Below are 22703 nucleotides of genomic sequence, written 5' to 3' on the forward strand. Positions count from 1 at the left end.
TAAACGTTCCTGCTTAAAAAACTTTGTAAATTGTAGTTCGGATCTCTTAACTCCTTCAAAAAGAGATGGCGACTCATTCCTGAATAATGAATAAAAAGCGAATCATAATAGCGAGAATATTCTCTTAGCACAATGACTTATGACTCCCTATCCATAAAGGGAAAATAGTACTTTATACCAATTAAATTCTTCTGTTATGATAAATTGATGTGGTCATCATTTAAAGGATTGGTACTATGGTACAAGATGAGTCAAAAAAAAAATCCAAAGGACATATTGTTTTATCATCACATCCATCCGGACATACTGCTGCTCCATTAAAAATTAAATGGGGAGCAGAAAACCCCAAAGAACGTGGTCCTGTTATCGCTTCGCTTACTAATATCAAAAATCGCAATGCAGTCGGCACCCACTCAGGCTCATATTCAGTTTACCGTGCTCTTGCTGTTGCTGCCGGTGTATTGGATCCGGAGCATGTACCCGATCTGACTGATACTACTCCACCAGTTACCATAGGTCCCCATCCTCAATGGAATGATGCTCAGAAGATTGTTTCACTTGATCCTTGGGGCCATCTCGTGGCAAGCGTATTCGCTGATGAAATTCAAGCAGGATATGATATTCGTCCCACAATCGCAGTGACTAAAGCGCATATTAATATCCCTGAATTGCATACAGCGATCCAAAAAGGTCGCCTCATACCCGACGGAAAAATATTAAAAGAGTCAGGGGATGTTGCAGTAACTAAAGCGGCTCTAGAACCAGTCTGGTATCTACCTGGAATTGCTGAGCGCTTTAAAATTTCCGAATCACATTTACGCCGGACCTTATTTGAACAAACAGCAGGCATGTTTCCCGAACTGGTCACACGTTCTGATCTTGATGTTTTTTTACCTCCCATAGGCGGATTAACTGCTTATTTTTTTGGCGATGTAACCACCATCCACGATCCCAAAATTGAATTGACTTGTCGTATTCATGACGAATGTAATGGCTCTGATGTGTTCGGCTCTGATATTTGTACGTGTCGGCCTTATTTAGTACATGGAATTGAATTATCCATTGAATCAGCCCAAAAAGGTGGAGCTGGCTTGATTGTTTATAATCGCAAAGAAGGAAGGGCTCTCGGTGAAGTAACCAAATTTCTAGTCTATAACGCCCGCAAACGACAAAAAGGTGGCGATACCGCCGCAAAATACTTTGAACGAACAGAGTGTGTTGCAGGAGTTCAAGATATGCGATTTCAAGAGCTCATGTCGGATGTCTTACATTGGCTTGGTATTACCAAGATTCATCGCTTTGTTTCTATGTCCAATATGAAATATGATGCGTTGCTCAAATCAGGAATTCAGGTCGTAGAACGAGTATCCATTCCTGATGAACTGGTTCCCCCTGATGCCCAAGTTGAAATGAATGCCAAACGTGCAGCGGGTTACTACTCACCTGATCGTATTGTTGATATCAATGAACTAGCAAGAACTAAAGGACGTGATCTTAATGAGTAATGAACAACAAGAAATTGCCCACGTATTGGCTACACTAAAAGATCCTCGCACCATACGCTTACGATCCCAAGCTATTTTGGAACGAGTGAAACACGATCAGTCAGCCTACTTTTGCATAGATCCAGAAAAGATGACCCGCACTGCTTCTTTTGTTATTGAGGTCATTCAAAATAATTATCCGCAGCTCGATATTCCTTATCATAGTCGCTGGCGTCATTTTGAAGCCGGGGGGATTGATCGAATAAAAAAAATGCTGGAGCATTTGAGTGGCTTATCTCAAGATGAGCAAGGAAAAATACTTTATGAGCTCGTTATTATCAGTGTACTCCTCGATGCCGGCGCAGGTAAATACTGGCGCTATACCGAACCTGAGACTGGAAGAGATTACTCCCGTTCGGAAGGACTTGCTCTAGCTAGTCTATCTCTTTATCAAGAGGGGATGTTTAGTGCCTTTCCCAATGAGCCCCTGAGAGTGGATGCCGAGCGTCTATTGAATTTCAAAGAAGACGACTTACAGCGCGGATTTCAAGTGACTACCAACAATCCTTTAGAAGGTCTTTCTGGACGTGTTACTCTGCTCAATCGACTTGGTGAATTAATACAACAGGATAGAGAACATTTTGGGGAAGAAAACCGCTTGGGTAATTTTTATACCTACATCCGTTCTTTAGCAAGAAATCAGACGCTGACCGCCGCACAAATTTTTCATGAAGTCCTTAATGCATTTAATGGCATATGGCCAGCCAGACTTTTATTTCATGGAATCCCTCTTGGCGATGTGTGGCAATATAGTGCATTAAAAACGAACGAACCCGGATCAGAATATATTCCTTTTCATAAATTATCACAGTGGCTCACTTACTCCTTAATTGAACCTTTAGAACAAGCAGGAATTTCCGTGATGCTCCTGGAAGAGCTCACCGGTTTACCAGAATATCGAAACGGAGGATTATTCATTGATTGTGATGTGCTGCATATTAAAGATAAAAAAATTATGGAAACAGCACTTCCTCCTGGCTCAGAAATCATTGTGGAGTGGCGTGCATTAACCATTGCTCTCTTGGATGAATTAGCCGACCTCATCAGAAAAAAATTACAAAAAAATGCCAAAGAACTCCCTTTAGCCAAAATTTTACAAGGAGGTACCTGGGAAGCTGGACGACGGATTGCGAAAGAGAAACGTCCTGAAGGTATTCCCCCCTTACAGATTATTAGTGACGGCACCGTGTTTTAAGTTAAGACCATTACAGCTGGGTGCTTTGTAGCCCGGATTAGCGCAGCGAAATTCGGGGATTTTTGTATATAACCCCGGATTACGCTGCGCCAATCCGGGCTACACTACACCCAAGATACAATTTATATAAAATCGCAGTTTGGAGTTAAAATGAACAATCCACAGGTTGTAGTAGTGAAACATCCGTTAATTCAGCATAAATTAACGATTATGCGTCGAAGAGACACCAGTACAGTCAAATTCCGCACCCTGATGCATGAAATAAGCATGTTGCTTGCTTATGAAATCACTCGTGATTTGGAAATGGAATATGAAGAGATCGAAACACCTTTAGCCTTGATGCAATCACCTGTTTTAAAAGGTAAAAAAATGGTTTTTGTTTCAATTTTACGTGCCGGAAATGGTTTGGTTGATGGCATGTTACAACTTGTGCCGACAGCACGAATTGGCCATATTGGTTTGTATCGAGATCCTAAAACTCTTGAGGCGATTGAGTATTATATTAAACTTCCAGAACATACTCGCGATCGGGATGTTATTGTGGTAGATCCCATGTTAGCCACTGGAAATTCGGCCATTGCCGCAGTCAAAGAAATTAAAGCGATCAGCCCTAAATCCATTAAATTTCTCTGTCTGCTTGCCTCACCAGAAGGAATAGCTGCTTTTCATGAAGAGCATCCCGAGATTCCTATTTTCACAGCGGCAATAGACCAACAGCTCAATGAAAAAGGGTACATTATTCCCGGCTTAGGTGATGCTGGAGACAGGCTTTATGGAACAAAACTGGAGTACTAGCTGCTGAAAATTAAGTAAATTAATCGAGCGGTTTAGCAGCACAAGCGGACTCTGTTGAAATATTAGCTTCACAGTGTTAATATTGAACACAGTGCGCGGTATTACAAAAGGAAAGGATATTTTAATGTCATCAAATGAATCTACAGCAATACTTTCATCTCTTGCAGTGAATAAAAAATATTCTTGGACAAAACACGATACCGTCTGGATGCTTAGCCTTTACGGAACTGCTGTAGGCGCGGGAACCTTATTTCTTCCAATCGATGCCGGATTAAATGGAATTTGGCCGTTAATTATTATGGCGGTACTTGCCTTCCCTATGACCTACTTCTCCCATCGTGCGTTATGCCGCTTCGTTTTATCCGGATCTTCGAACCAAAATGACATCACCGATGTAGTTGAAGAGCATTTTGGTACTTTTGCAGGAAGAATACTCACGGGTCTATATTTCTTTGCCATTTACCCCATCTTATTAATGTACAGCGTAGCCATTACCAATACCACTGAAAGCTTTCTTGTCAATCAGTTGGGCATGTCCGCTCCTCCTAGAGCACTTTTAGCCATAGTGCTCATCCTTGCACTCATGGCTATAGTACGTTTTGGACAGGAGATTATCGTTAAATCAATGTCCTTAATGGTGTATCCTTTTGCGACGATATTATTATTTTTATCTCTTTATTTAATTCCCAACTGGAACAACGCTATTCTACAACAAAGCAATTCATTACATGCGAACGGCGGACATGGTCTTTTAATGACTTTATGGTTAGTCATTCCAGTTATGGTATTTTCCTTCAATCATTCACCGATTATTTCCTCTTTTGCCGTCAATCAAAAAGAGCGATATGGTAGTGATGCGGATAAACGTAGCACATCAATTATGCGATACAGCCATTTACTGATGGTCTTTTCGGTAATGTTTTTTGTATTTAGCTGTGTTTTTAGTCTTTCACCTCAAGATCTGATGCAGGCCAAACAACAAAACATTTCCATCCTGTCTTATCTAGCGAATCACTTTAAAACACCACTCATTGCATGCATTGCACCGATCATTGCCTTTATTGCGATTTCCAAATCATTTCTAGGTCATTATTTGGGCGCTAAAGAGGGTCTAAGCAGTATTATTGTAAATATGTTAAAATCGACTGGAACAACAATAAGTCCAGGCAAGCTCCAGCGAATTATTGAAATTTTTATGGTACTAACCTGCTGGATTGTAGCGACCATAAACCCCAATATCTTAAAAATGATAGAAACATTAGGTGGGCCGGTCATTGCTGCGTTATTGTTTATCATGCCTATGTTTGCCATTGCCAAAATTCCTGCAATGAAAAAATATCAGTCAAATACAGTAAGCAATGTATTTACCACAGCTATAGGCATCATCGCTATTTCGGCAATCGTATATGGTCTGTTTTAAAATTAGATGAGGTCAATTCTTGGGCTGAGGGATTACACTTTTAAGTACAATCGTACTCAGTTACCCCCAGCCAAGTTCTTTTTTTCATTGAGTTCTAAAGGAAGGAACCTTTTTTCTGTATCACTCGACAACCTGATGGACCAAGTTGCTGATGCAAGATGATTTACACTGAATTTGAGCAGGCATCGTTTATCACAGACAAATTATTGTGCCCCCAATAGTTTTTTCAAATGCTCCTTTTCTCCATTCCAGGTACCTATTTTATCCTCTTCGATAAATTTGATTGCTTCTTTAAAAAGAAGGTTGACCCTGCGCAAATTTTTCTGATTCCTTATTCCTGGAAGTCCCTGGTGGATTGAGGCTCGCATTACTTCTTGGTACTCATTGCTCACAGTATTATCTTTTGACATCAAAATCTGGCCTAAGTGATCAACTTGTTTGCGAAGTTTATTGCCTAATCCCTTATCAAGATCTTTTCCTAACAGATATGACTGCGCTTCATTACGATAAAACTCCATATCTCGGGTCAGCTTTTCCTTTCTCTCAGGGTCAACCACCGCTGTCATTATAAAATTTTGCATTAAATTGGCTAACTGAGCGTAAAAATATCTCGATTGCAGTGTTAAAGATTTATTTTCTTCTAGTGCTGGGCGTAATGGGTGTTGTGGCGTTGAAAGAATAGTATGAGCAAGCGGTATTCCATTTGTCCCTTTCACTAATATGGAGGCTCCATGGCGAAGCAAAGTAGATAAACAAGAGGCCATCGACTTTTTCTCACACATACTAAAACAATAGTGCACGGCCGATTTGAACGTCTGATCTTCGATTCTTATCGGTTGATTGTCGAGAATATATTCTCCGTGATCCAATAAAAAATCCAAGAATTCTCCATCCGCCTGATCGAGAGCCTGGATAAGGAATTTTTCATCTAACTGATAATGGAAAGGCGTAAATGTCTTTGCTAAGTCAAATTTTCTTTGTGCTATCAAACGATGCAGTAATGTCGTAGCCTTAAGGTTGATTTGCAATTGCAAAGTATTAATTTTATCCATAAAGTCTTGAGGAAGAGCATCATCATCCTCACTTAATAATAAAATAGAATTGACTTCGGTGTGTAGATTACAAATTTCGTTAACCGCTCTTGCATCATCGTTTTCTAGGCTATTGAATTTTACAATTGCAGCATCTAAATCGGCTTCAACATGAGAAATTGAAGAAGATTTAGGGGCATGGGATTGAAGAGATTTTTTCCCTGATCTCGATGCAGATTTAGGTTTTTCTGCTCGCGGTTCAGGTTTCTTTGAATCGGCTTTAGGGGCTTGTTTTTTTGTCTGTTGACGCGTTACTTTTTTTGGTTGGCCTAGTGATTTTGGTTGCTGAATAAATAACTCAAGCGATTTTGCAATTCTTATGTAGGAATCATGTTTGAATAAAGGATTTAAAGCTTTAAGTGTCTTTATCATGCGCTGAACAACAACCTCATGCTCTGATTTCTTTGCTATGAGATCTTTTGATAACTCGGATGCCTGCTGTTCATCTTTCTCGTATTGAGTTTGCAAGTTTCTGATTTTTTCACTCTTTCTTCGCTGAACTTCAGAGATAATCGGATCGACTTTTTCTCGTGCTAATGTAATAAATTGATCCGATAAATACTCCTCAATTTCTAGATGAGTTTTTTTATCATCACCGGTTATCAACGAAAGTACCGGCAATTGAGATAACTGGTTACGCTCGTTAAAAAACACATGTAATACGTACTCTTGGTTCATTTTATCCACAAAATACGCAGAATAATGAAATTGACTCAGCGATGGATTCTCTGCATTTTCACCCTCATAAACACTAATATGATGTTTCGAGAGATTCAGTTCCAAATCCTTAAATTTAAAGAAAATGGGCTGTTCGATAGGCAAATCAAAGCGAAAATAGGGACACTTTGTCTTGTCTTGTGTTTTTATCAGATAAACATCATTACCGAGATGCAGTTTTCTATTTTTATAAACACAGAGTTCAAGAAAGTTATAAAGCGTATTTTTAGCCATTAAAAACCCATAAAGATCACAAATTTAGCAATGCTATTGTTCTATGCTCTTCTTGTCAAGAAACAAATTGAGCAGTTAGAGTGAATTAACTGCAAATCTAGGACTGTAACTATTTTATTGAAACCTGTCAGACAGACCTTCTAGATTGCTCATTTCTATTGACTGCTCACCAAGGCCAACTGTTCGTTCTTGATTCCAACTTTCGCATAAGAGATTGCGAAAAAAGTCCCGTATTAGTTTGAGCTACGATTATGATAACGATTGATGTTTTATTCTAAATCCATCATGATACGCTCCCAATATTTTTAGTGGTCTTTATTTGTCCATTAGCTTAATTTGAAAAGATGGAATTTTTATGAGCAATGATTCTCTCAAACTAAAAAAACAATCTGCCTCCCCGGATTATCTCAAACGTACTGGTGGCGTTCTCCTTACTTTTGTAAGTACTATCGGACTAATCTTTACCGCGCCGCTCCTCCTTTTGGGAGGACTTACAGGCTGGTTAACCGGGCTATTTACAAAAAATAATCCTTTAGAAACCAGTCTTACAGGTGCCAAAATCGGTTCTTTAGGAACTCTCAGTGCACTGCTTTTCGGATTGAAGCTTACTCAAGCCATGATTGAGGTGAGTGATATTTCTGAACATGACTTACTATTAAACGAACGCTCAGAGCAGCCAGAGTCAGGTCGTGATGAAGAGTCTATCGAGGAACAAACATTAACACTTACAGCCGAGCCGGAAGAAAAGCTCTCGGACATCAAATCCAAAGAAGAACCCGTAGTTGTCAAAACAAAGGAAAAACCGATAGCCGCTCAACACCAAGGTTCAGCAAATGCACCTCAAATTACGAGAGCAAGCACTGTCCCTAATATTTTTTTCTCAAAGACTGAAGAAAAACCAGAATCGTCTAAAACATCTGCAAGCCATTACTTCGACCACCCCGAACACATTGAAACATTTATGGCTGAAGTAAACGCTTTGATAGCTCAAAATGAAGCACAAGCTGAATTAAAAGAAGAGGAAGAGGATTTATCTAAGGTAGCGGAACAAGAGATCACCGCACTCGTTGAAATAATCAACAATTCAACTCGAGCTCAGAATGAATTCTGGAATAAATTAGAAAAGTTATCTAATTACGATATTAAATTATTTGTAAAGAGATTAAGTCCAATGAAAGCCAAAAGATTCAGCTCCAGCGAGCTTGATAATTTATGGCGCTGTTTTACAGGTTTTGAATCTGAGCCCTCCAAAAGAGAATTTCAAAGCAAAAAATTTGCTGTTATGCTTGATGCGCTCTCTGAAGAACAGTTAAAAGCCTCTTTCGAATCACCTGATTTTTTAAAAATATTAAATAAAGACCACTACGTTACGGCTGCAGCCAATACGTTAAGTCGTAAGCAATTAGAGCTTTTTGCTTCGAATAGCAAAGGACATGATATTCTCAATGCCATGATAAAAAAATTGAAACCAGGCCCCTACACATTAGGCAAGCTTGTTTCTATCCTCCCTTTTGCTACTCAAAAGGTGAAAGCCGCTCTAATCGATCAGCTGGCCCATTTAGCCTGCCCTGCTTCACTTAATATCAGGTTGACCCAATTAGCGGATCATTACATTAAAGTAAATAACCAAATTGCCTTAAAGTCGATCACGGCGGCGCCAAGCACCTCGGCTCATTTAATGAGAAATAACACGGCTCCGTCTAAATGGACTGTCCATCTTCCCACTAAGCCGGTATATAGTCATCTAGTTGTACAAAAAAAAGAGTGGGCTGCTCAGGCATTAGATGCATTTATTGCTGAATTAAATGCAGAAGATTACCTTATAAAGATAGAAAAGCTATTTGAAGAGTTATCGAGTATACCGGATCACCAAATTAAAATCATAGTGGAACGAGCCTCTTCACCTGATTTTAAAAATCTACTGCAACATCTTTGGCAAATCGATTCAAAAACAACCAACCATCTGTCTTACAGAGAAAACAGAAGCAACCGCTTAAGGGTTGTCTTAGAAACCTTATCGGAAGAACAATTAAAAAGTTCTCTGAAAGAGAACAAATTTTGGGAAATTTTTAGAAATACCCAAGAACCATACGGTAAGATGGCGGCTGAAGTATTGTCTCCACGACAATTTGCAACGATTATTGCTCATGCCTCGATTGACAGGCATACAGATATTGCTGTTCTGATCAATCAAATTAGTAAAGACAGTCCAGCAGAAAAACGAAGACTGCATCAAATCCTGGAGGCCGTTATACCCTATACTACTCCATGGGTGGTATTAGCGTTAGAACGACAAATAAAAAATTTATTATCGTATGATCAGGATGTTTCACACCGTCTTAATCATGATCTCAAAAAATATCTTAAGGAATCATTAGAAAGACCAGAGGTTAATATGAACTATAAAAGAGATGGAAGTTTAGACAAAAAATCTATTTCACTACTCCTGATCGAAGTTGAGTCCTCTCATTCTCATTCTTTAGCTATGTAGACCTCAATGAATAATGGTAAAGAGTCTAATCAACTGGACTCTTTATTTTTAGGTTCGACAATGCTAATGAGTTGAGCTGATTAAGATAGGTGTTAAAATAGAGGGGCAGTTATAATTCAGGAAATGCAGCCTGTGTAGGCTAGCGTGTGCAGGGGGTACATCCTTTATTCCCTATTTCCATTCCCACCAAAATATGAAACAATTCTCAACAATCACATCCAATACTTTGTTTCATGCACGTTGAATTTCATCAGATACCTATAGAAAACATTCAAGCAGGACAGTATCAACCCAGAGAAGATTTTAATGATGCTGCTTTGAAAGAACTCGCGCAATCGATTGTATCTCAAGGACTCATTGAACCTTTAATCGTAAGAACAATAGCGAAACAGCGTTATGAAATTATTGCGGGAGAGCGAAGATGGCGCGCAGCAAAAATGGCAGGATTACACACTGTACCTTGCCTCATCGGGAACTATACTGATAAACAGGCTTGTGCCCTCACTTTAATCGAAAATATTCAACGAGAAGATTTAAATTTGATTGAAGAGGCAAGCGCTTATCGGCGTTTGATTGATGAGTTTCATTATCATCAAGATGAAATTGCCACTTTAGTAGGAAAATCACGAAGCCATATTGCCAATATCATACGGTTACTGAATTTGAGTGAAAAAATAAAAGATTTAATTCGAGATAAAAGCTTATCTTTTGGTCATGCGCGAGTTCTCGTGGGGCTAAATTCGGCCCAGCAGGAATACTTAGCAGCACAAACCATAGAACAACAATGGTCTGTAAGACAGTTAGAACATGCTGTCCGGACACAAAAAAACAAAGATTTTGCCCTCCCCAAAAATGCGAAAAAAGATCGGGATGTCGAACGACTCCAAGCCATATTATCAGAACAAGTAGGTGCACCCGTGCAAATAATAAACGATAATGAGCATGGTGGATGGCTGCAAGTGAAATTTTTTGATAATGATACCCTTGCGGGACTTTTGGAGCGTTTAGGCTTAAGATATGATTAATCTTTACCAACTCTATATTCTGCATAGGGTACAACAAAAGGAACGACATCGATGAGAAAGACATTGACTGGCGTGTTTTTATTGGCCTTATCCGCATTCGCATATAGCGCCAGTATCCAAACTGAAGTAGATCGTTTAATTAATCGCGTTAACCCCAATGTCAATCTTGGAATTGTCGTCCTTGACCTCACTTCCGGTAAGGTTTTATATCGTCGCAATGCACAACGATTATACATCCCTGCGAGTAATTTGAAACTTTTTTCTGAAGCAGCGGCGTTAATGGTACTTGGGCCAGACTATCGTTTTAAAAACCAATTAAGTATGAGCGCAGGAAAAATACAACAAGGGGTGCTGCAGGGGAACGTTTATGTGCGACTGAGTGGGGATCCTTCTTTTAGTCGTGATGATCTGAATACCCTGCTTTCCTCCTTGAAAGAATGGAACATCCATGCCATTCAAGGTAACGTGTACATTGACAGTAGCCTGGCTAATGTAGACCCCTATCCACCCGGATGGCTGACAACTGATTTATCTTACAGCTATGGTGCACCCAACGCGCCAGTGATGGTTGACTCCAATCGCTTGACCGTCACCGTAAATCCTGGAGCTCAAGCTGGCGATCCTGCTGTGGTTGAAGTAGATGATGGCGGTGGCGCCATTTCCCTAAATAACCAGACAACCACCAAAGCCGATAGCAAAGGCTGTGGTGTAGGTTTCACTCTGGATCAAGAGAATCATTTAACAGTTCGCGGTTGCGTTGGCGTTGGACAGTGGGCAGTGCAACAACGGCTGGCAATAAAAAATCCTCTAATGTATGCCCAAGCCATGATCAAGAGTCAATTAGCAAAGTCGAATATCCAACTCAATGGCCAGGTCCAATTAGGTAAAACTCCAGTTGGCTCTTTATTAATAGCGACACAGCACTCCAAACAGCTATCACAATTGATGGCAGATACATTAAAGCCTTCAGATAACCTCTATGCAGACAGCCTGTACTTGCATGCTGCGGAAAAACTCAATAAGGGAATACCCGTCAACTGGCGAGATGCTCAACCCTTAATTAAGAACTTTTTACAGTCACAAACAGGCATTGATTTCAGCAATGCAATTTTTACTGATGGCTCAGGTTTATCAAGGTACAGTTTGGTAACCCCAGAACAAACGATATCCTTATTAAAATTCCTATACCAACGTTTTCCATTATCCTATGAGTACATCGCCGCATTACCGATATCAGGACGTGATGGAACATTGCAAAAAAGATTTAAAATTCCAACTCAACAAGGATTTGTGCGCGCTAAAACAGGGACAATGACTGGAATAAACAGTCTCTCAGGGTATTTATATACTGCCAATGGCCATACTTTAGCTTTTGCAATGTATGTTAACCGACAACCAGGTAAAGCGTCAGGCCCTGGCCGACCTGTGTTGGATGCCCTATGTACTTACTTCTTGCAAAATAGTCCCGGAAGCAGTCGCTTGAGTCGCATTTTTTCACCGCATCAACGTGTTAGTTTTCAATTGAATCCGACCCAAGCAGAAAGACAAAAAGCACATCAAGCAAAATGGCGACGATTGGAATCAGCACTACGAACTGCTCTGCGAGGCCAATCGGTTAATGTCATCTATCGAGGCAATGAACTGATAGTAAATGACAACCAGGGTGATCCTGGAAAAGTATGGTCAACATTGCAAGCGGTGGTCAAAAAATATCCTTTTGCGGTCATGCTGTCGGCTAAGACGCTATCGATTAATCCTTCTGGTAACCCGGCGCTACTCTGGGTAGAAACCCTCGATTTACCCAATCAGACACGGACCTGGAGTATTCGCGAAGCGGCTTAGAAATAGAGTGAATCGCCCTCTCCAACGGTTGCAGAGGGGATTCTCTTAATAGCAATTGCCCTGTTGCAGCCACAACGCCATAAGTTGATATCATTGGATTGGCTCATAAACATAATTAATCATCAATGGAGATGCAATTGAACCCACTTAAAGTTGTTTTATTGATTTTTTGTTTTCTTCATTCAGTGCATGCAGCACCTAATTTTTTAACTATTAGTGATATTCATTACGGCAGTAGTAACTCATCAAATGATGGGGAGGACACGGGGCCAGAATTTTTCAATATTGCTATGAAAGAATATGAAAAATTAAGCGAAAAAGTAGATTTTATTCTTTGCTTAGGTGATTTACCCACTCACTCTTTATTCAATTCATCGAAAAAGGGCGAGTTCGAAAAAACCGTATTCGAAGAGTTGGATAAAAACGACAAAGGGCAGAAACCTATTTTTTATGTTACAGGGAATAACGATTCCTTACTTGGTAATTATCAACCTTTCGAAGCGAATGGTGTTTCTCCATTAAATTATGCTGCAGGCTGGAATGGAGCCTGTGCTCATTGTAAAGAATTGATTATCGATGCCAGTCACATGAGCCACGATGGATATTATTCCAGTTATGTGATACCTGGAAATAAACAAATTATCTTAATTGCTCTAAATGCAACTCAATGGACAAAAACACCCGTACTTTCTCAATACCCCAATCAAGAACAGGATGCCGCCATCCAACTTTCATGGCTCAATCAACAATTAAAAACACATCATGCCAAACAACTATTAATTGCTATGCATGAACCCCCTGGGAATTCATACCAGGGAACACCTATTTGGCATAAAAAGTACGTGCATGAATTTATAAAAATATTAAATAACAATAAAAAATCGTATGGAGAAATTACCCTGCTTTCTTCACATACCCATATGGATGAGCTCAGAAAAATCAGTTTAGATCATGGCACCAATATATATGCTTACTCTACGCCAAGTGTTAGTCGCGTCCATCATAATTACCCGGGGATGAAAATATTTAACCTCGATAATCATCTTAAAATTAAAAATTATACTACCTATTACACGAGCGATATAAACAGCTGGAGTGATCAGCATTATCAAGCGATAGGTAAAACGGATGCCATTTTTCCACATTGTCAGCACAAAACCTTATCCCAATGCTTGAATTCGTTAAATGCAAATCAGGTATGTAATTATTTAGATAAAGGTTTGTTTTACGGAGTAAAAAGCCCTAATGTGCCAACTCATGAATGCAATATAATATATAAAGTTACTTCTGATTGACAAATTCATCAATCAACTCTAACTTTGTTATTCTTTATAATTAAAGGACTAAAAAATGAAAGCACTTTATACCGCAACAGCGCGCACACATGGTGGCCGAGAGGGCCACATAGAAACATCAGACGGCTTATTAAGACTGGACCTTGCGAAACCTAAAGAACTTGGTGGCCAAAGTGACGGTACTAATCCCGAAGAATTATTTGCTGCCGGTTATGCTGCATGTTTCGAGAGTGCCATGCGTCATGTCGCTCGTTTACAGAACATTCCTTTAAAAGATGCCTCTATTCTTTCTCAAGTCTCCCTGTATTCCACACCAGAACACGGATTTAAACTTGGAGTTGAAATGCACGCTCATGTCGTGGGTCTGAATCAAAAAGATGCAGAAGATTTAGTAGCCAAAGCTCATGAAGTGTGTCCCTATTCTAAAGCAATTCAAGGCAATGTGGATGTGGCATTTAAAGTAAGTGCAGAATAAAACGACTGCTACTTATTCCGTGGAAGGTCGGTCATCCCGAGCGTAGCGTGGGATCTCCATGCGGTAGCACAGTATTTTAAGAGATTCCTCATGGCACCAGAGATGACGTCCAACCGGCAGCGCAATTTCTCTCGTCACATGCTGAGTTGTTCGGGAATATTAAGATGTGCTTCAAGCGCATGGCTGAGTTCACCAATATGATCTTCGGAGCGGGTCGTTTTTTTACCCGCAAAAAAATCATATATGGGGTGATGGTGTTTTTTTATTATTTTCATATTGTCTGGATCGTGCATAAATGATTTTATAAAAGCATCAATCTCTCGTAAATTACCACTTTGACACTTCAGTTCAAAAATAAATTGTTTCAATAACTCGCCTTTTTCACGACGTGATGAGCTAAATGACTTAGCCATATTGATTGCATTGTTATGGATGGTACTGATTATTTGTACTAAATCTTGCGGCAAATGGGCGTAAGTGGCAGGTAAAAAATGTCCCATTGCATCTTCTGCTTCCTTACAGCATTTTCTTGATGATTCAGGAGGAGTAAATTTAAAAATTTTATTGTATGCCTCTTTAAATTTTAGTGCTAACCAAGAATGCATATTCATTGTAGGATGTAAGATGTCCCAAAACATGTAGCCTTTGGCTGGCGAAATGTGTTCTTGTTGATCCACAGGATTTTTTTGATTTTGCTTAAATTCTTCCGACTCAATATAGGGAGATGTTAATTTATCCTCATCAAAACCATAATCTTTGCAATGATCATAAATTTCTTTAAATGGTTTACTGACATCGAAAATGGAAAGATTCAGCGGGATGTCTAGACCATCATATTTTTTGAGGATTTGTTGTACTTTAATTGCCAACTGCTCATTAAAATGTGCCGAGCATTCAGCGGCTTTATTCTGTTCTGTTGTACTTTTAGCCTTATATTTTGGCGTTAGGGAGAGATCCGGTAAATTCAATAGAACAAAATTTCTATACCCTTGTTGAATCAAGGTTTCAAGATTGGCGATTCGCGCATTGATTGCATTATCTGCTTCAAGAAAAGTAGGTTCAGCATTTACCGTAATTAAATCATTCGCCCCAGACCATTCAATAACTAAAGTTTCAGCTTTTTCCCGAGCGCTAATATGATATTTTTTATCGTCCGCACTGAGTAACTTTTGTTTCTCTGCTAAATGACTTAAGAGCAATCGAGCTGCTTCATCCATGGGATTCAGCGTGAGTTGTGTCTTATAATCGTATGAGGTTAAACCCGCTTCGCAATAGAAACGAGCAAAGCGTTCTCCTTTGTATAAAATATGTTTATCGCTATTGAGACTAAATGCCTTCTCATTTTTGCTCAATAAATGATGATCATTCGCTAAAATTGCATCGGCCACGTCTGCATTCCCTCGTGCATTCCGCGTGACTTTCAGTTTTTTTCGCGCATGTTCTATTTCAAATTGTTCAATAATTGCTGTAACAAAATAATCTCCCCAGACAAATCCGTTGGTAAATCGCCCTCGAGGTGCATCAAAACCTACTTCATAAATATCTCCCAAAGGAATAAAACCAAAAAGCATCCGTTTATTAAAAGTACCCCTATCCGATAAACTATCTCCCAAAACCACCAAACGACTAATCTTAATCTCAGATGCTGGCATATTAATCTCCTTATAAAAGATCATTGACCAAGATCTCCGTCCTCTTGCAGGAAAGAACTAGGATAAGTCTAAAATGCAACCCAAAATCTCCTAAACCTAATCCTTGATAAGCCTCAAGAAAGAGATCCGAAAAAAATGATTACAAATGATTTAAAAAGATAATTCAGTTTTGAAATCAGCTGCTTTTGTACTACGTAACAATACAAATTAGAGCGATAAAATTTTGCTTTCACCACCTACAGAGATTCTGGTTAGAATCTAAGCAATAAAAGCAGGACCACTGGAAAAACATCCCATTACTTTCACTTCATTTATTGGGATTTTATATTGGTTGCTTGAACAGTTCCTGATAATATAGACTTATTTTTCAAAAATTGCCTATGAAAAACAACCATTTTGATCTTATTGTATTAGGTGGAGGCAGTGGTGGTATCGCCAGTGCTGTTCGAGCTGCAAAACATGGTGCTAAAGTAGCAGTGGTAGAACCCAATCACTTGGGGGGTACTTGCGTTAATTTAGGCTGTGTCCCCAAAAAAATTATGTTCAATGCATCCATGATTTGTGACATCATGCACCATGCATCCGATTATGGGTTTTCTACTATCTCAAGCCAACTTGACTGGAATACCCTCGTTACGAAGCGTAATGCTTATATAGAACGACTCAGGGAAAACTATGCACGACGTTTTGCTCAATTTAATATCACCCTGATTCAAGGTTTAGGGGCATTTCACGATCCACACTCGATTAAAGTAAATGATACTTTTTATCAGGCACCCCATATTATCATTGCCACGGGTGGAAAGCCTTCGCTACCAATAATTCATGGGATTCAGCATGCAATTGACTCGGACGGTTTCTTTGCCTTAACCAAACAACCTGAGAAAGTTGCTATTATTGGAAGCGGCTATATCGGAGTGGAACTCGCCGGAGTATTAAACAGTCTAGGTAGTGAAACCCATCTTTTAATGCGAGGCTCTCGACCTTTATCTCGTTTTGATAAAGTTTTGGGAGACACATTAATGGATATAATGCAGCAACAAGGTATTCAGATTCATGCAAATCATAAAGCACAAGAAATCAATTTACATAGCGATGGCAGAAAATCCATAGTATCCGCCGTAAGCGGTTCCATTATTAACGATGTAGACGTAATTATTGTCGCCGCGGGACGAACTCCCCGAACATCAGGCTTAAATCTAGAAAAGGTAAAGGTTGCAACTGATGAGCAAGGTTTAGTTTTAGTTGATGCCTTTCAAAATACGAGTGCGCAGGGGATCTATGCTCTAGGTGATGTAACAAATGCACCTGCACTTACCCCTGTAGCAATTGCAGCGGGTCGACGTTTAGCTGATCGTTTATTTGGCCAGCAACCTGAGGCGTGTTTAAACTATGATAATATCTGTACTGTAATCTTTAGTCATCCTCCTATAGGAACAGTTGGGCTTAGTGAAGAAGAGGCCATTGAACAATACGGTAAAGAGCAGATTAAAGTATATCAAACTCGCTTTACCCCTATGTTTGATGCATTTGCTGAAATAAAAACACCTACAGTGATGAAATTAGTCACCTTAGGTACAGAAGAAAAAATTATCGGCTTGCACGTTATTGGATTAGCAGCAGATGAGATGCTCCAGGGTTTTGGTGTGGCAATAAAAATGGGCGCTTGTAAAAAAGATTTCGATAATACGGTTGCGATTCATCCCACAAGCGCTGAAGAATTGGTAACTATGGTTTAATCACATGAATAATTCAATTCGTAGTTTTCAAGGTAAATCACCTTCAATTGGCCAAAGAGTGTTCATAGATCCTACATCAGTAGTCATTGGTGATGTATTTCTGGGCGACGATGTATCGGTTTGGCCTATGGCCGTGATACGCGGAGATGTGAACTCCATTAAAATAGGCAATGCCTGTAGCATACAAGATGGCGCTGTTTTGCATGTTACCCATGAGGGCCCTTACACTCCTGGTGGACAACCATTAATTTTAGGCCAGGGGATTACAATTGGACATCAAGCCGTATTGCATGGTTGTAGGGTGGATGATTTCTGTCTCATTGGTATGGGCGCTTTAATTTTAGATGCCGTACACATTGAACATCATGTAATGGTTGCTGCTGGTTCTGTAGTCACTCCTGGAAAGAAATTGGAGAGTGGTTATTTATATCTTGGTAACCCAGCTAAAGCAATTCGAAAATTAACTGCTCAAGAAATCGAAAGGTTAGAATATTCAGCACAACATTATGTGCGGCTGAAAGATAACTATTTGGTATCCATTTAAGTAGCTCTCAAAAATGCAGCCTGGAGAGGACGCATCAGCACCATCCCATACAGTATCACCGTGTCAGAATGGCAAAGCCTACTTTGCATAGGGATTAACGGAACATCCTCTCGGTTCAGGAACTGAATTCAAACAAATAATTGTTATTTATAATTTTAATCTAAAATAAAAGAAATGGACTTCATGGGTTAGTGTAAATGACTCAATCTCATTTGGAATTGGAAATATTAAAAACTGAGAAGTTAAGGACAACCATTCTATCTATTATTTTTATTCTAATGGCTCTCATTTGGACAATATTTTTTATTCATTCTCCTGAAGTGTATTATCGACAGGCGAAAGTCTCGCCGATGGTTATGCCGAGTTCTTTACTGGCGGTCGCCTTTTATTTTTTATTAATGCGTATTGTTGTTTCTCAATACATGCTTCATCAGAAAAATATACCCCTCGTAATTCAATATATTAAAGCGTTCATCGAAATAAATATCCCAACACTAGGAATAATCGTTCTAATGAATTATCACACTCCAGTATATGTCCTTTTAATGCCACCTGTTTTGCTTTATTTTATTTTCATCATTCTTTCCTCACTGACCTTAAATGAATGGTTATGTGGGTTTTCAGGAATGGTTGCCGCCATTGAATATTGGTTTTTTTCCTATTACGTACTGCATTACACTCCAATCGAAGGAATTGATTACTATTTAATCGCATGGTATGCCTTTGCCAATCGAGGAGGAATGCTATTGGTTGCTGGGTTTGCTACCGCTTTTGTCACATCACAAATTAAAAAGCAATTGTTTGTAGCCTTTGAGGCACAAAAAGAACGGGACAGAATTGAAGGTATTTTTGGCCAACATGTTTCACCTGAAGTGGTCTCCAAATTATTATCCAAGGATGGTAATTTGAGTGAGTACATACCTGTGTGTGTTATGTTCTTGGACGTGCGAAATTTCACTCATTTTACTGAGGTCAGCGAACCATCAATTGCTGTGAATTATCTCAATAATATTTTTAAATTTATGGTCAAAATCATTCATGACAATAAAGGGATTATCAATAAATTTTTAGGTGATGGTTTTATGGCTGTATTTGGTGCACCGATATCGAGTGGCAATGATGTGGCTAATGCCGTAAACGCAGCGCTTGAGATTATGAAACGTACTGAAGAGGAAGTAAAAAAAGGGCATCTACCTGATCTCAAACTTGGAATAGGGCTCCATTTTGGTCATGCGGTAACCGGTACAATTGGGACTAAAAAAAGACAGGAATATACCATTATTGGTGATGTAGTCAATTCAGCAGCCCATATAGAGCAGTTAAATAAAACCTACAATTCTCATATTCTCATTTCTGAAGATGCCATGAAGGAATTACCTGAAATGAAGGGCGAATTGGTTGGTAATGCCCTGCTAAAACATCGCGATCATCCAATTAAATTATACAGATTAGCTTGATTGCTTTTGCAATGAGTTCAGAATAGCAACCCATTGAGCTGATCAAGCAATCAAGAAATCTGAAAAACTTAATGTACATCACAGCAGCTTCTACGCTGCCCATATTAAGGGGCCGGTTGCTGTATTTCAAGGACGACAAGGTTCCAATGTAGTCGTTAAAGACTCTTGCTGGCTTGGTGGTTTCAAAATGCCATACTTATTTAGTAACTCTCCATTACTTATTTTTATATGTTCTGCTTTATTGAGAGCATGCTCATAGTGATTGAGTTGCTCTTCCATTCGCACAATAAGGGCTTGCAAACGATCATTATTTTTATTCAACTCCAAAGTCATTAATTTTACTTCTTCAATACCAGTTTCCAGGCCATTAAGGCCTTTTTCTATTTTTTCAATGGTCATCAAATTTCCTTATGCATATAAAAAAAACGATATCAACGTAAATTATAATCGGTTTTGAAAATATTTTCTCCAGATTGAAAACCAAATGGGTGTTAACACGGATTAAGCAAAACACGTGTGACATCAGGTAGTTCCATGATTAAATCTTCTGTATAAGCACTGGAAGGGGTTTGAAAACCAATTGGAGCATCTCCTGATAAAACTTTTTGAATTATCAATAAGGTTGATAAGGTAGTTAATGTATAACCATTTGGTGTAGTCATCAATGCAGCAATTCTTTTGCCGGCTTCATTGCTTACCTCAGCATATATTTTTACAACCGAGTTGTGTCTTTGTTCCTCAGTAGGCCCAGCGGGTAATTGATTAATTTTACGTGTTAGATAGCTTTTAATTGGAGTCCAACTTAAAGACCCTTTTAAGAGGTTAATAAAAGTTTTGAGTTTTATTATTTTTTTTGGTAATGCCATATACGTTTCTATATGTGGAATCTGTGTAGACCACCAAGCAGATGACAAATCCCCCCATGAAATAGTGGCACACAACAATTTCTTGTCAGCCCCAAAATCAAAAGATTGAGTTTTTCCACAAAACGGAATTGTCTTTAAAACTCCTTCATCTCGTATTTTAGTTCCTGTAGGGATATCTTCCAACATCGTTTTAGCTGTACCATGAGAAATACTTAAATGCGCACTTTGAGTCAATGTCGCGATGGCAAGAATCAATCGATTGGCATCAGGTAAAGAATGTTTCAAATAAGCAGCTAAACAATCACTAGGGACTACATCAAATCCAGAACCAGGTAAGAGCATAATCCCATTTTTTTTTGCCTGTTCATTCATTGCCATAAGCTGTTCTATTACCATCACTTCACCAGTTATGTCCAAATAATGGGTTTTGGTGGCAAGACAGGCCAGCGCCATGTTTTTGTAGGTATACTTAAATGGTCCCGCACAATGAATTACCGCAACAAGATCGTAAAGTGCATTTTTAGCCTGCTCCAAATCGTTCACATCAAATACTCGATACTCCAAATTCAAAGCCGTTGCTTGCCGTTTTAACTTCTCTTCATCTCTGCCGGCTAATATCGGCTTTAATCCTTGCTTTAGACTTAGCTGCGCAATTAAATTACCGGTATATCCATAAGAACCGTAGATGAGGAAATTTTTTTTCATTTGATTGTCCTGAATATTTTTTAATTCAGTGTATCTCGATAATGAGCTTTTATCGAGATAAGGTTTTAATTAAGACGAGCAAAAATTAAGAGAAATATCAGACAAGAAGAGCAGCACGATCTATCGCTATTTAGATTTTACTAGGTAGAAAATAAACAAATTCAAAGTAGTTTTTCAAGAAAACAATTTATTGATAAAAAAAAAAGCGGCTTCTAGAGCCGCTTTTCAGAATAAAACCCTGGCGATGACCTACTTTCACATGAGGAAGCCTCACACTATCATTGGCGCGGGTTCGTTTCACTTCTGAGTTCGAGATGGAGTCAGGTGGTTCCAAACCGCTATGGTCGCCAGGAAAACTGGTTTCACATGATTAATGGGCGCATTATACCCGAATCATGCGTTAGGTAAATAAAGAGTACACATTTTTTTTGCTGATTGGGCGTTAGCCCAACCGGCTTTTCTTGTATTCACATTCAGTTAATCTGAAGTAATTCAGATTATATGGTCAAGACAATCAGCCAATTAGTACAAGTTAGCTGCACACATTACTGCGCTTCCACACCTTGCCTATCAACGTCGTAGTCTTCAACGGGCTTCATGGGAAAACTCATCTTGAGGGAGGCTTCCCGCTTAGATGCTTTCAGCGGTTATCCCGTCCGAACTTAGCTACCCGGCGATGCGACTGGCGTCACAACCGGTACACCAGAGGTTCGTCCACTCCGGTCCTCTCGTACTAGGAGCAGCTCCTCTCAATTTTCCTACGCCCACGGCAGATAGGGACCGAACTGTCTCACGACGTTCTAAACCCAGCTCGCGTACCACTTTAAATGGCGAACAGCCATACCCTTGGGACCTGCTTCAGCCCCAGGATGTGATGAGCCGACATCGAGGTGCCAAACACCGCCGTCGATATGAACTCTTGGGCGGTATCAGCCTGTTATCCCCGGAGTACCTTTTATCCGTTGAGCGATGGCCCTTCCATTCAGAACCACCGGATCACTAAGACCAACTTTCGTTCCTGCTCGAGCCGTCGCTCTCGCAGTCAAGCACCCTTATGCCTTTACACTCTTGGTACGATGTCCGACCGTACCGAGGGTACCTTTGTGCTCCTCCGTTACTCTTTGGGAGGAGACCGCCCCAGTCAAACTACCCATCATACACTGTCCTCATCCCGGATTACGGGACCAAGTTAGAACCTCAATAACAACAGGGTGGTATTTCAAGGATGGCTCCATGAGAACTAGCGTCCTCACTTCATAGCCTCCCACCTATCCTACACAGTTATCATCAAAGTCCAGTGCAAAACTATAGTAAAGGTTCACGGGGTCTTTCCGTCTAGCCGCGGGTACACTGCATCTTCACAGCGATTTCAATTTCACTGAGTCTCGGGTGGAGACAGTGTGGCCATCGTTACGCCATTCGTGCAGGTCGGAACTTACCCGACAAGGAATTTCGCTACCTTAGGACCGTTATAGTTACGGCCGCCGTTTACCGGGGCTTCGATCAAGAGCTTCTCCGAAGATAACCCCATCAATTAACCTTCCGGCACCGGGCAGGCGTCACACCCTATACGTCTTCTTACGAATTTGCAGAGTGCTGTGTTTTTAATAAACAGT

General features: G+C 39.8%; 16 protein-coding genes and 2 rRNA genes (1 of these 18 running past the window's edge). 12 read left to right on the forward strand and 6 right to left on the reverse strand.

The genetic code is table 11. The annotated features are described in order from the left end of the window. Window positions 1-236: 236 nt before the first annotated feature. The 4 genes from OQJ13_RS04995 to OQJ13_RS05010 all read left to right on the forward strand — a co-directional run bounded on the left by OQJ13_RS04995 (window position 237) and on the right by OQJ13_RS05010 (window position 4954). On the forward strand, window positions 237-1505 hold the full coding sequence (locus tag OQJ13_RS04995; protein ID WP_265709606.1) for a GTP cyclohydrolase II: 1269 nt from the start codon (window positions 237-239) through the stop codon (window positions 1503-1505). Further along, window positions 1498-2739 (forward strand): URC4/urg3 family protein, encoded by a 1242-nt coding sequence (locus tag OQJ13_RS05000; protein WP_265709607.1) that lies wholly within the window; start codon window positions 1498-1500, stop codon window positions 2737-2739. Before OQJ13_RS04995 ends, OQJ13_RS05000 begins: the two co-directional genes overlap by 8 nt. A gap of 150 nt (window positions 2740-2889) precedes the next feature. Next, window positions 2890-3534, forward strand: a complete 645-nt coding sequence (upp, locus tag OQJ13_RS05005; protein WP_265709609.1) for a uracil phosphoribosyltransferase — start codon at window positions 2890-2892, stop codon at window positions 3532-3534. A gap of 124 nt (window positions 3535-3658) precedes the next feature. Then, complete coding sequence (locus tag OQJ13_RS05010; protein WP_265709611.1) at window positions 3659-4954, forward strand: serine/threonine transporter; 1296 nt, start codon at window positions 3659-3661, stop codon at window positions 4952-4954. 203 nt (window positions 4955-5157) lie between these two features. Here OQJ13_RS05010 and OQJ13_RS05015 read toward each other — a convergent pair whose 3' ends face one another. Then, on the reverse strand, window positions 5158-6996 hold the full coding sequence (locus tag OQJ13_RS05015) for a hypothetical protein (RefSeq protein WP_265709613.1): 1839 nt from the start codon (window positions 6994-6996) through the stop codon (window positions 5158-5160). A gap of 355 nt (window positions 6997-7351) precedes the next feature. Between OQJ13_RS05015 and OQJ13_RS05020 the strand changes: the two genes are divergently transcribed. The 5 genes from OQJ13_RS05020 (at window position 7352) to OQJ13_RS05040 (ending at window position 14124) form a co-directional block, all read left to right on the forward strand. Continuing rightward, complete coding sequence (locus tag OQJ13_RS05020) at window positions 7352-9487, forward strand: hypothetical protein (protein ID WP_265709615.1); 2136 nt, start codon at window positions 7352-7354, stop codon at window positions 9485-9487. A 233-nt stretch (window positions 9488-9720) separates the two neighbouring features. Continuing rightward, window positions 9721-10512 (forward strand): ParB/RepB/Spo0J family partition protein, encoded by a 792-nt coding sequence (locus OQJ13_RS05025; RefSeq protein ID WP_265709617.1) that lies wholly within the window; start codon window positions 9721-9723, stop codon window positions 10510-10512. Between the two features lie 51 nt (window positions 10513-10563). Further along, complete coding sequence (dacB, locus tag OQJ13_RS05030) at window positions 10564-12354, forward strand: D-alanyl-D-alanine carboxypeptidase/D-alanyl-D-alanine-endopeptidase (protein ID WP_265709619.1); 1791 nt, start codon at window positions 10564-10566, stop codon at window positions 12352-12354. 131 nt (window positions 12355-12485) lie between these two features. Next, window positions 12486-13649 carry a metallophosphoesterase gene (locus OQJ13_RS05035; protein ID WP_322783738.1) on the forward strand — a complete coding sequence of 388 codons (1164 nt, stop codon included), beginning with the start codon at window positions 12486-12488 and terminating at the stop codon, window positions 13647-13649. 55 nt (window positions 13650-13704) lie between these two features. Further along, window positions 13705-14124, forward strand: a complete 420-nt coding sequence (locus tag OQJ13_RS05040) for an organic hydroperoxide resistance protein (RefSeq protein WP_265709621.1) — start codon at window positions 13705-13707, stop codon at window positions 14122-14124. Window positions 14125-14258: 134 nt separating this feature from the next. On the opposite strand, the gene OQJ13_RS05045 is transcribed toward OQJ13_RS05040, so the two are convergent. Then, the gene (locus OQJ13_RS05045; protein WP_265709623.1) at window positions 14259-15776 is read right to left on the reverse strand and encodes an SGNH/GDSL hydrolase family protein; all 1518 of its coding nucleotides are present in this window, start codon (window positions 15774-15776) and stop codon (window positions 14259-14261) included. Window positions 15777-16156: 380 nt separating this feature from the next. Here OQJ13_RS05045 and gorA point away from each other — a divergent pair, with 380 nt between their 5' ends. The 3 genes from gorA (at window position 16157) to OQJ13_RS05060 (ending at window position 19516) form a co-directional block, all read left to right on the forward strand. After that, window positions 16157-17515, forward strand: a complete 1359-nt coding sequence (gene gorA / locus OQJ13_RS05050; RefSeq protein ID WP_265709624.1) for a glutathione-disulfide reductase — start codon at window positions 16157-16159, stop codon at window positions 17513-17515. Window positions 17516-17519: 4 nt separating this feature from the next. Continuing rightward, entirely contained in the window at window positions 17520-18059 is a 540-nt protein-coding gene (locus tag OQJ13_RS05055) for a gamma carbonic anhydrase family protein (protein ID WP_265709627.1), read from the forward strand. A 197-nt stretch (window positions 18060-18256) separates the two neighbouring features. Next, window positions 18257-19516 carry an adenylate/guanylate cyclase domain-containing protein gene (locus OQJ13_RS05060; protein WP_265709629.1) on the forward strand — a complete coding sequence of 420 codons (1260 nt, stop codon included), beginning with the start codon at window positions 18257-18259 and terminating at the stop codon, window positions 19514-19516. A 126-nt stretch (window positions 19517-19642) separates the two neighbouring features. Here the strand turns inward: OQJ13_RS05060 and OQJ13_RS05065 are convergent, their stop codons facing one another. From OQJ13_RS05065 to OQJ13_RS05080, 4 genes are all read right to left on the reverse strand, one after another. Then, window positions 19643-19915: a hypothetical protein gene (locus OQJ13_RS05065; protein WP_265709630.1), complete on the reverse strand. Its 273-nt coding sequence runs from the start codon at window positions 19913-19915 to the stop codon at window positions 19643-19645. 92 nt (window positions 19916-20007) lie between these two features. Continuing rightward, window positions 20008-21087 carry a saccharopine dehydrogenase family protein gene (locus OQJ13_RS05070; protein WP_265709632.1) on the reverse strand — a complete coding sequence of 360 codons (1080 nt, stop codon included), beginning with the start codon at window positions 21085-21087 and terminating at the stop codon, window positions 20008-20010. A gap of 236 nt (window positions 21088-21323) precedes the next feature. Then, a 5S ribosomal RNA gene (gene rrf / locus OQJ13_RS05075) occupies window positions 21324-21439 on the reverse strand. Window positions 21440-21588: 149 nt separating this feature from the next. Further along, window positions 21589-22703, reverse strand: a 23S ribosomal RNA gene (locus OQJ13_RS05080) (it continues 1779 nt past the right edge of the window).

This window comes from Legionella sp. PATHC035 (assembly GCF_026191115.1).
In the GTDB taxonomy this organism is placed as follows: domain Bacteria; phylum Pseudomonadota; class Gammaproteobacteria; order Legionellales; family Legionellaceae; genus Legionella.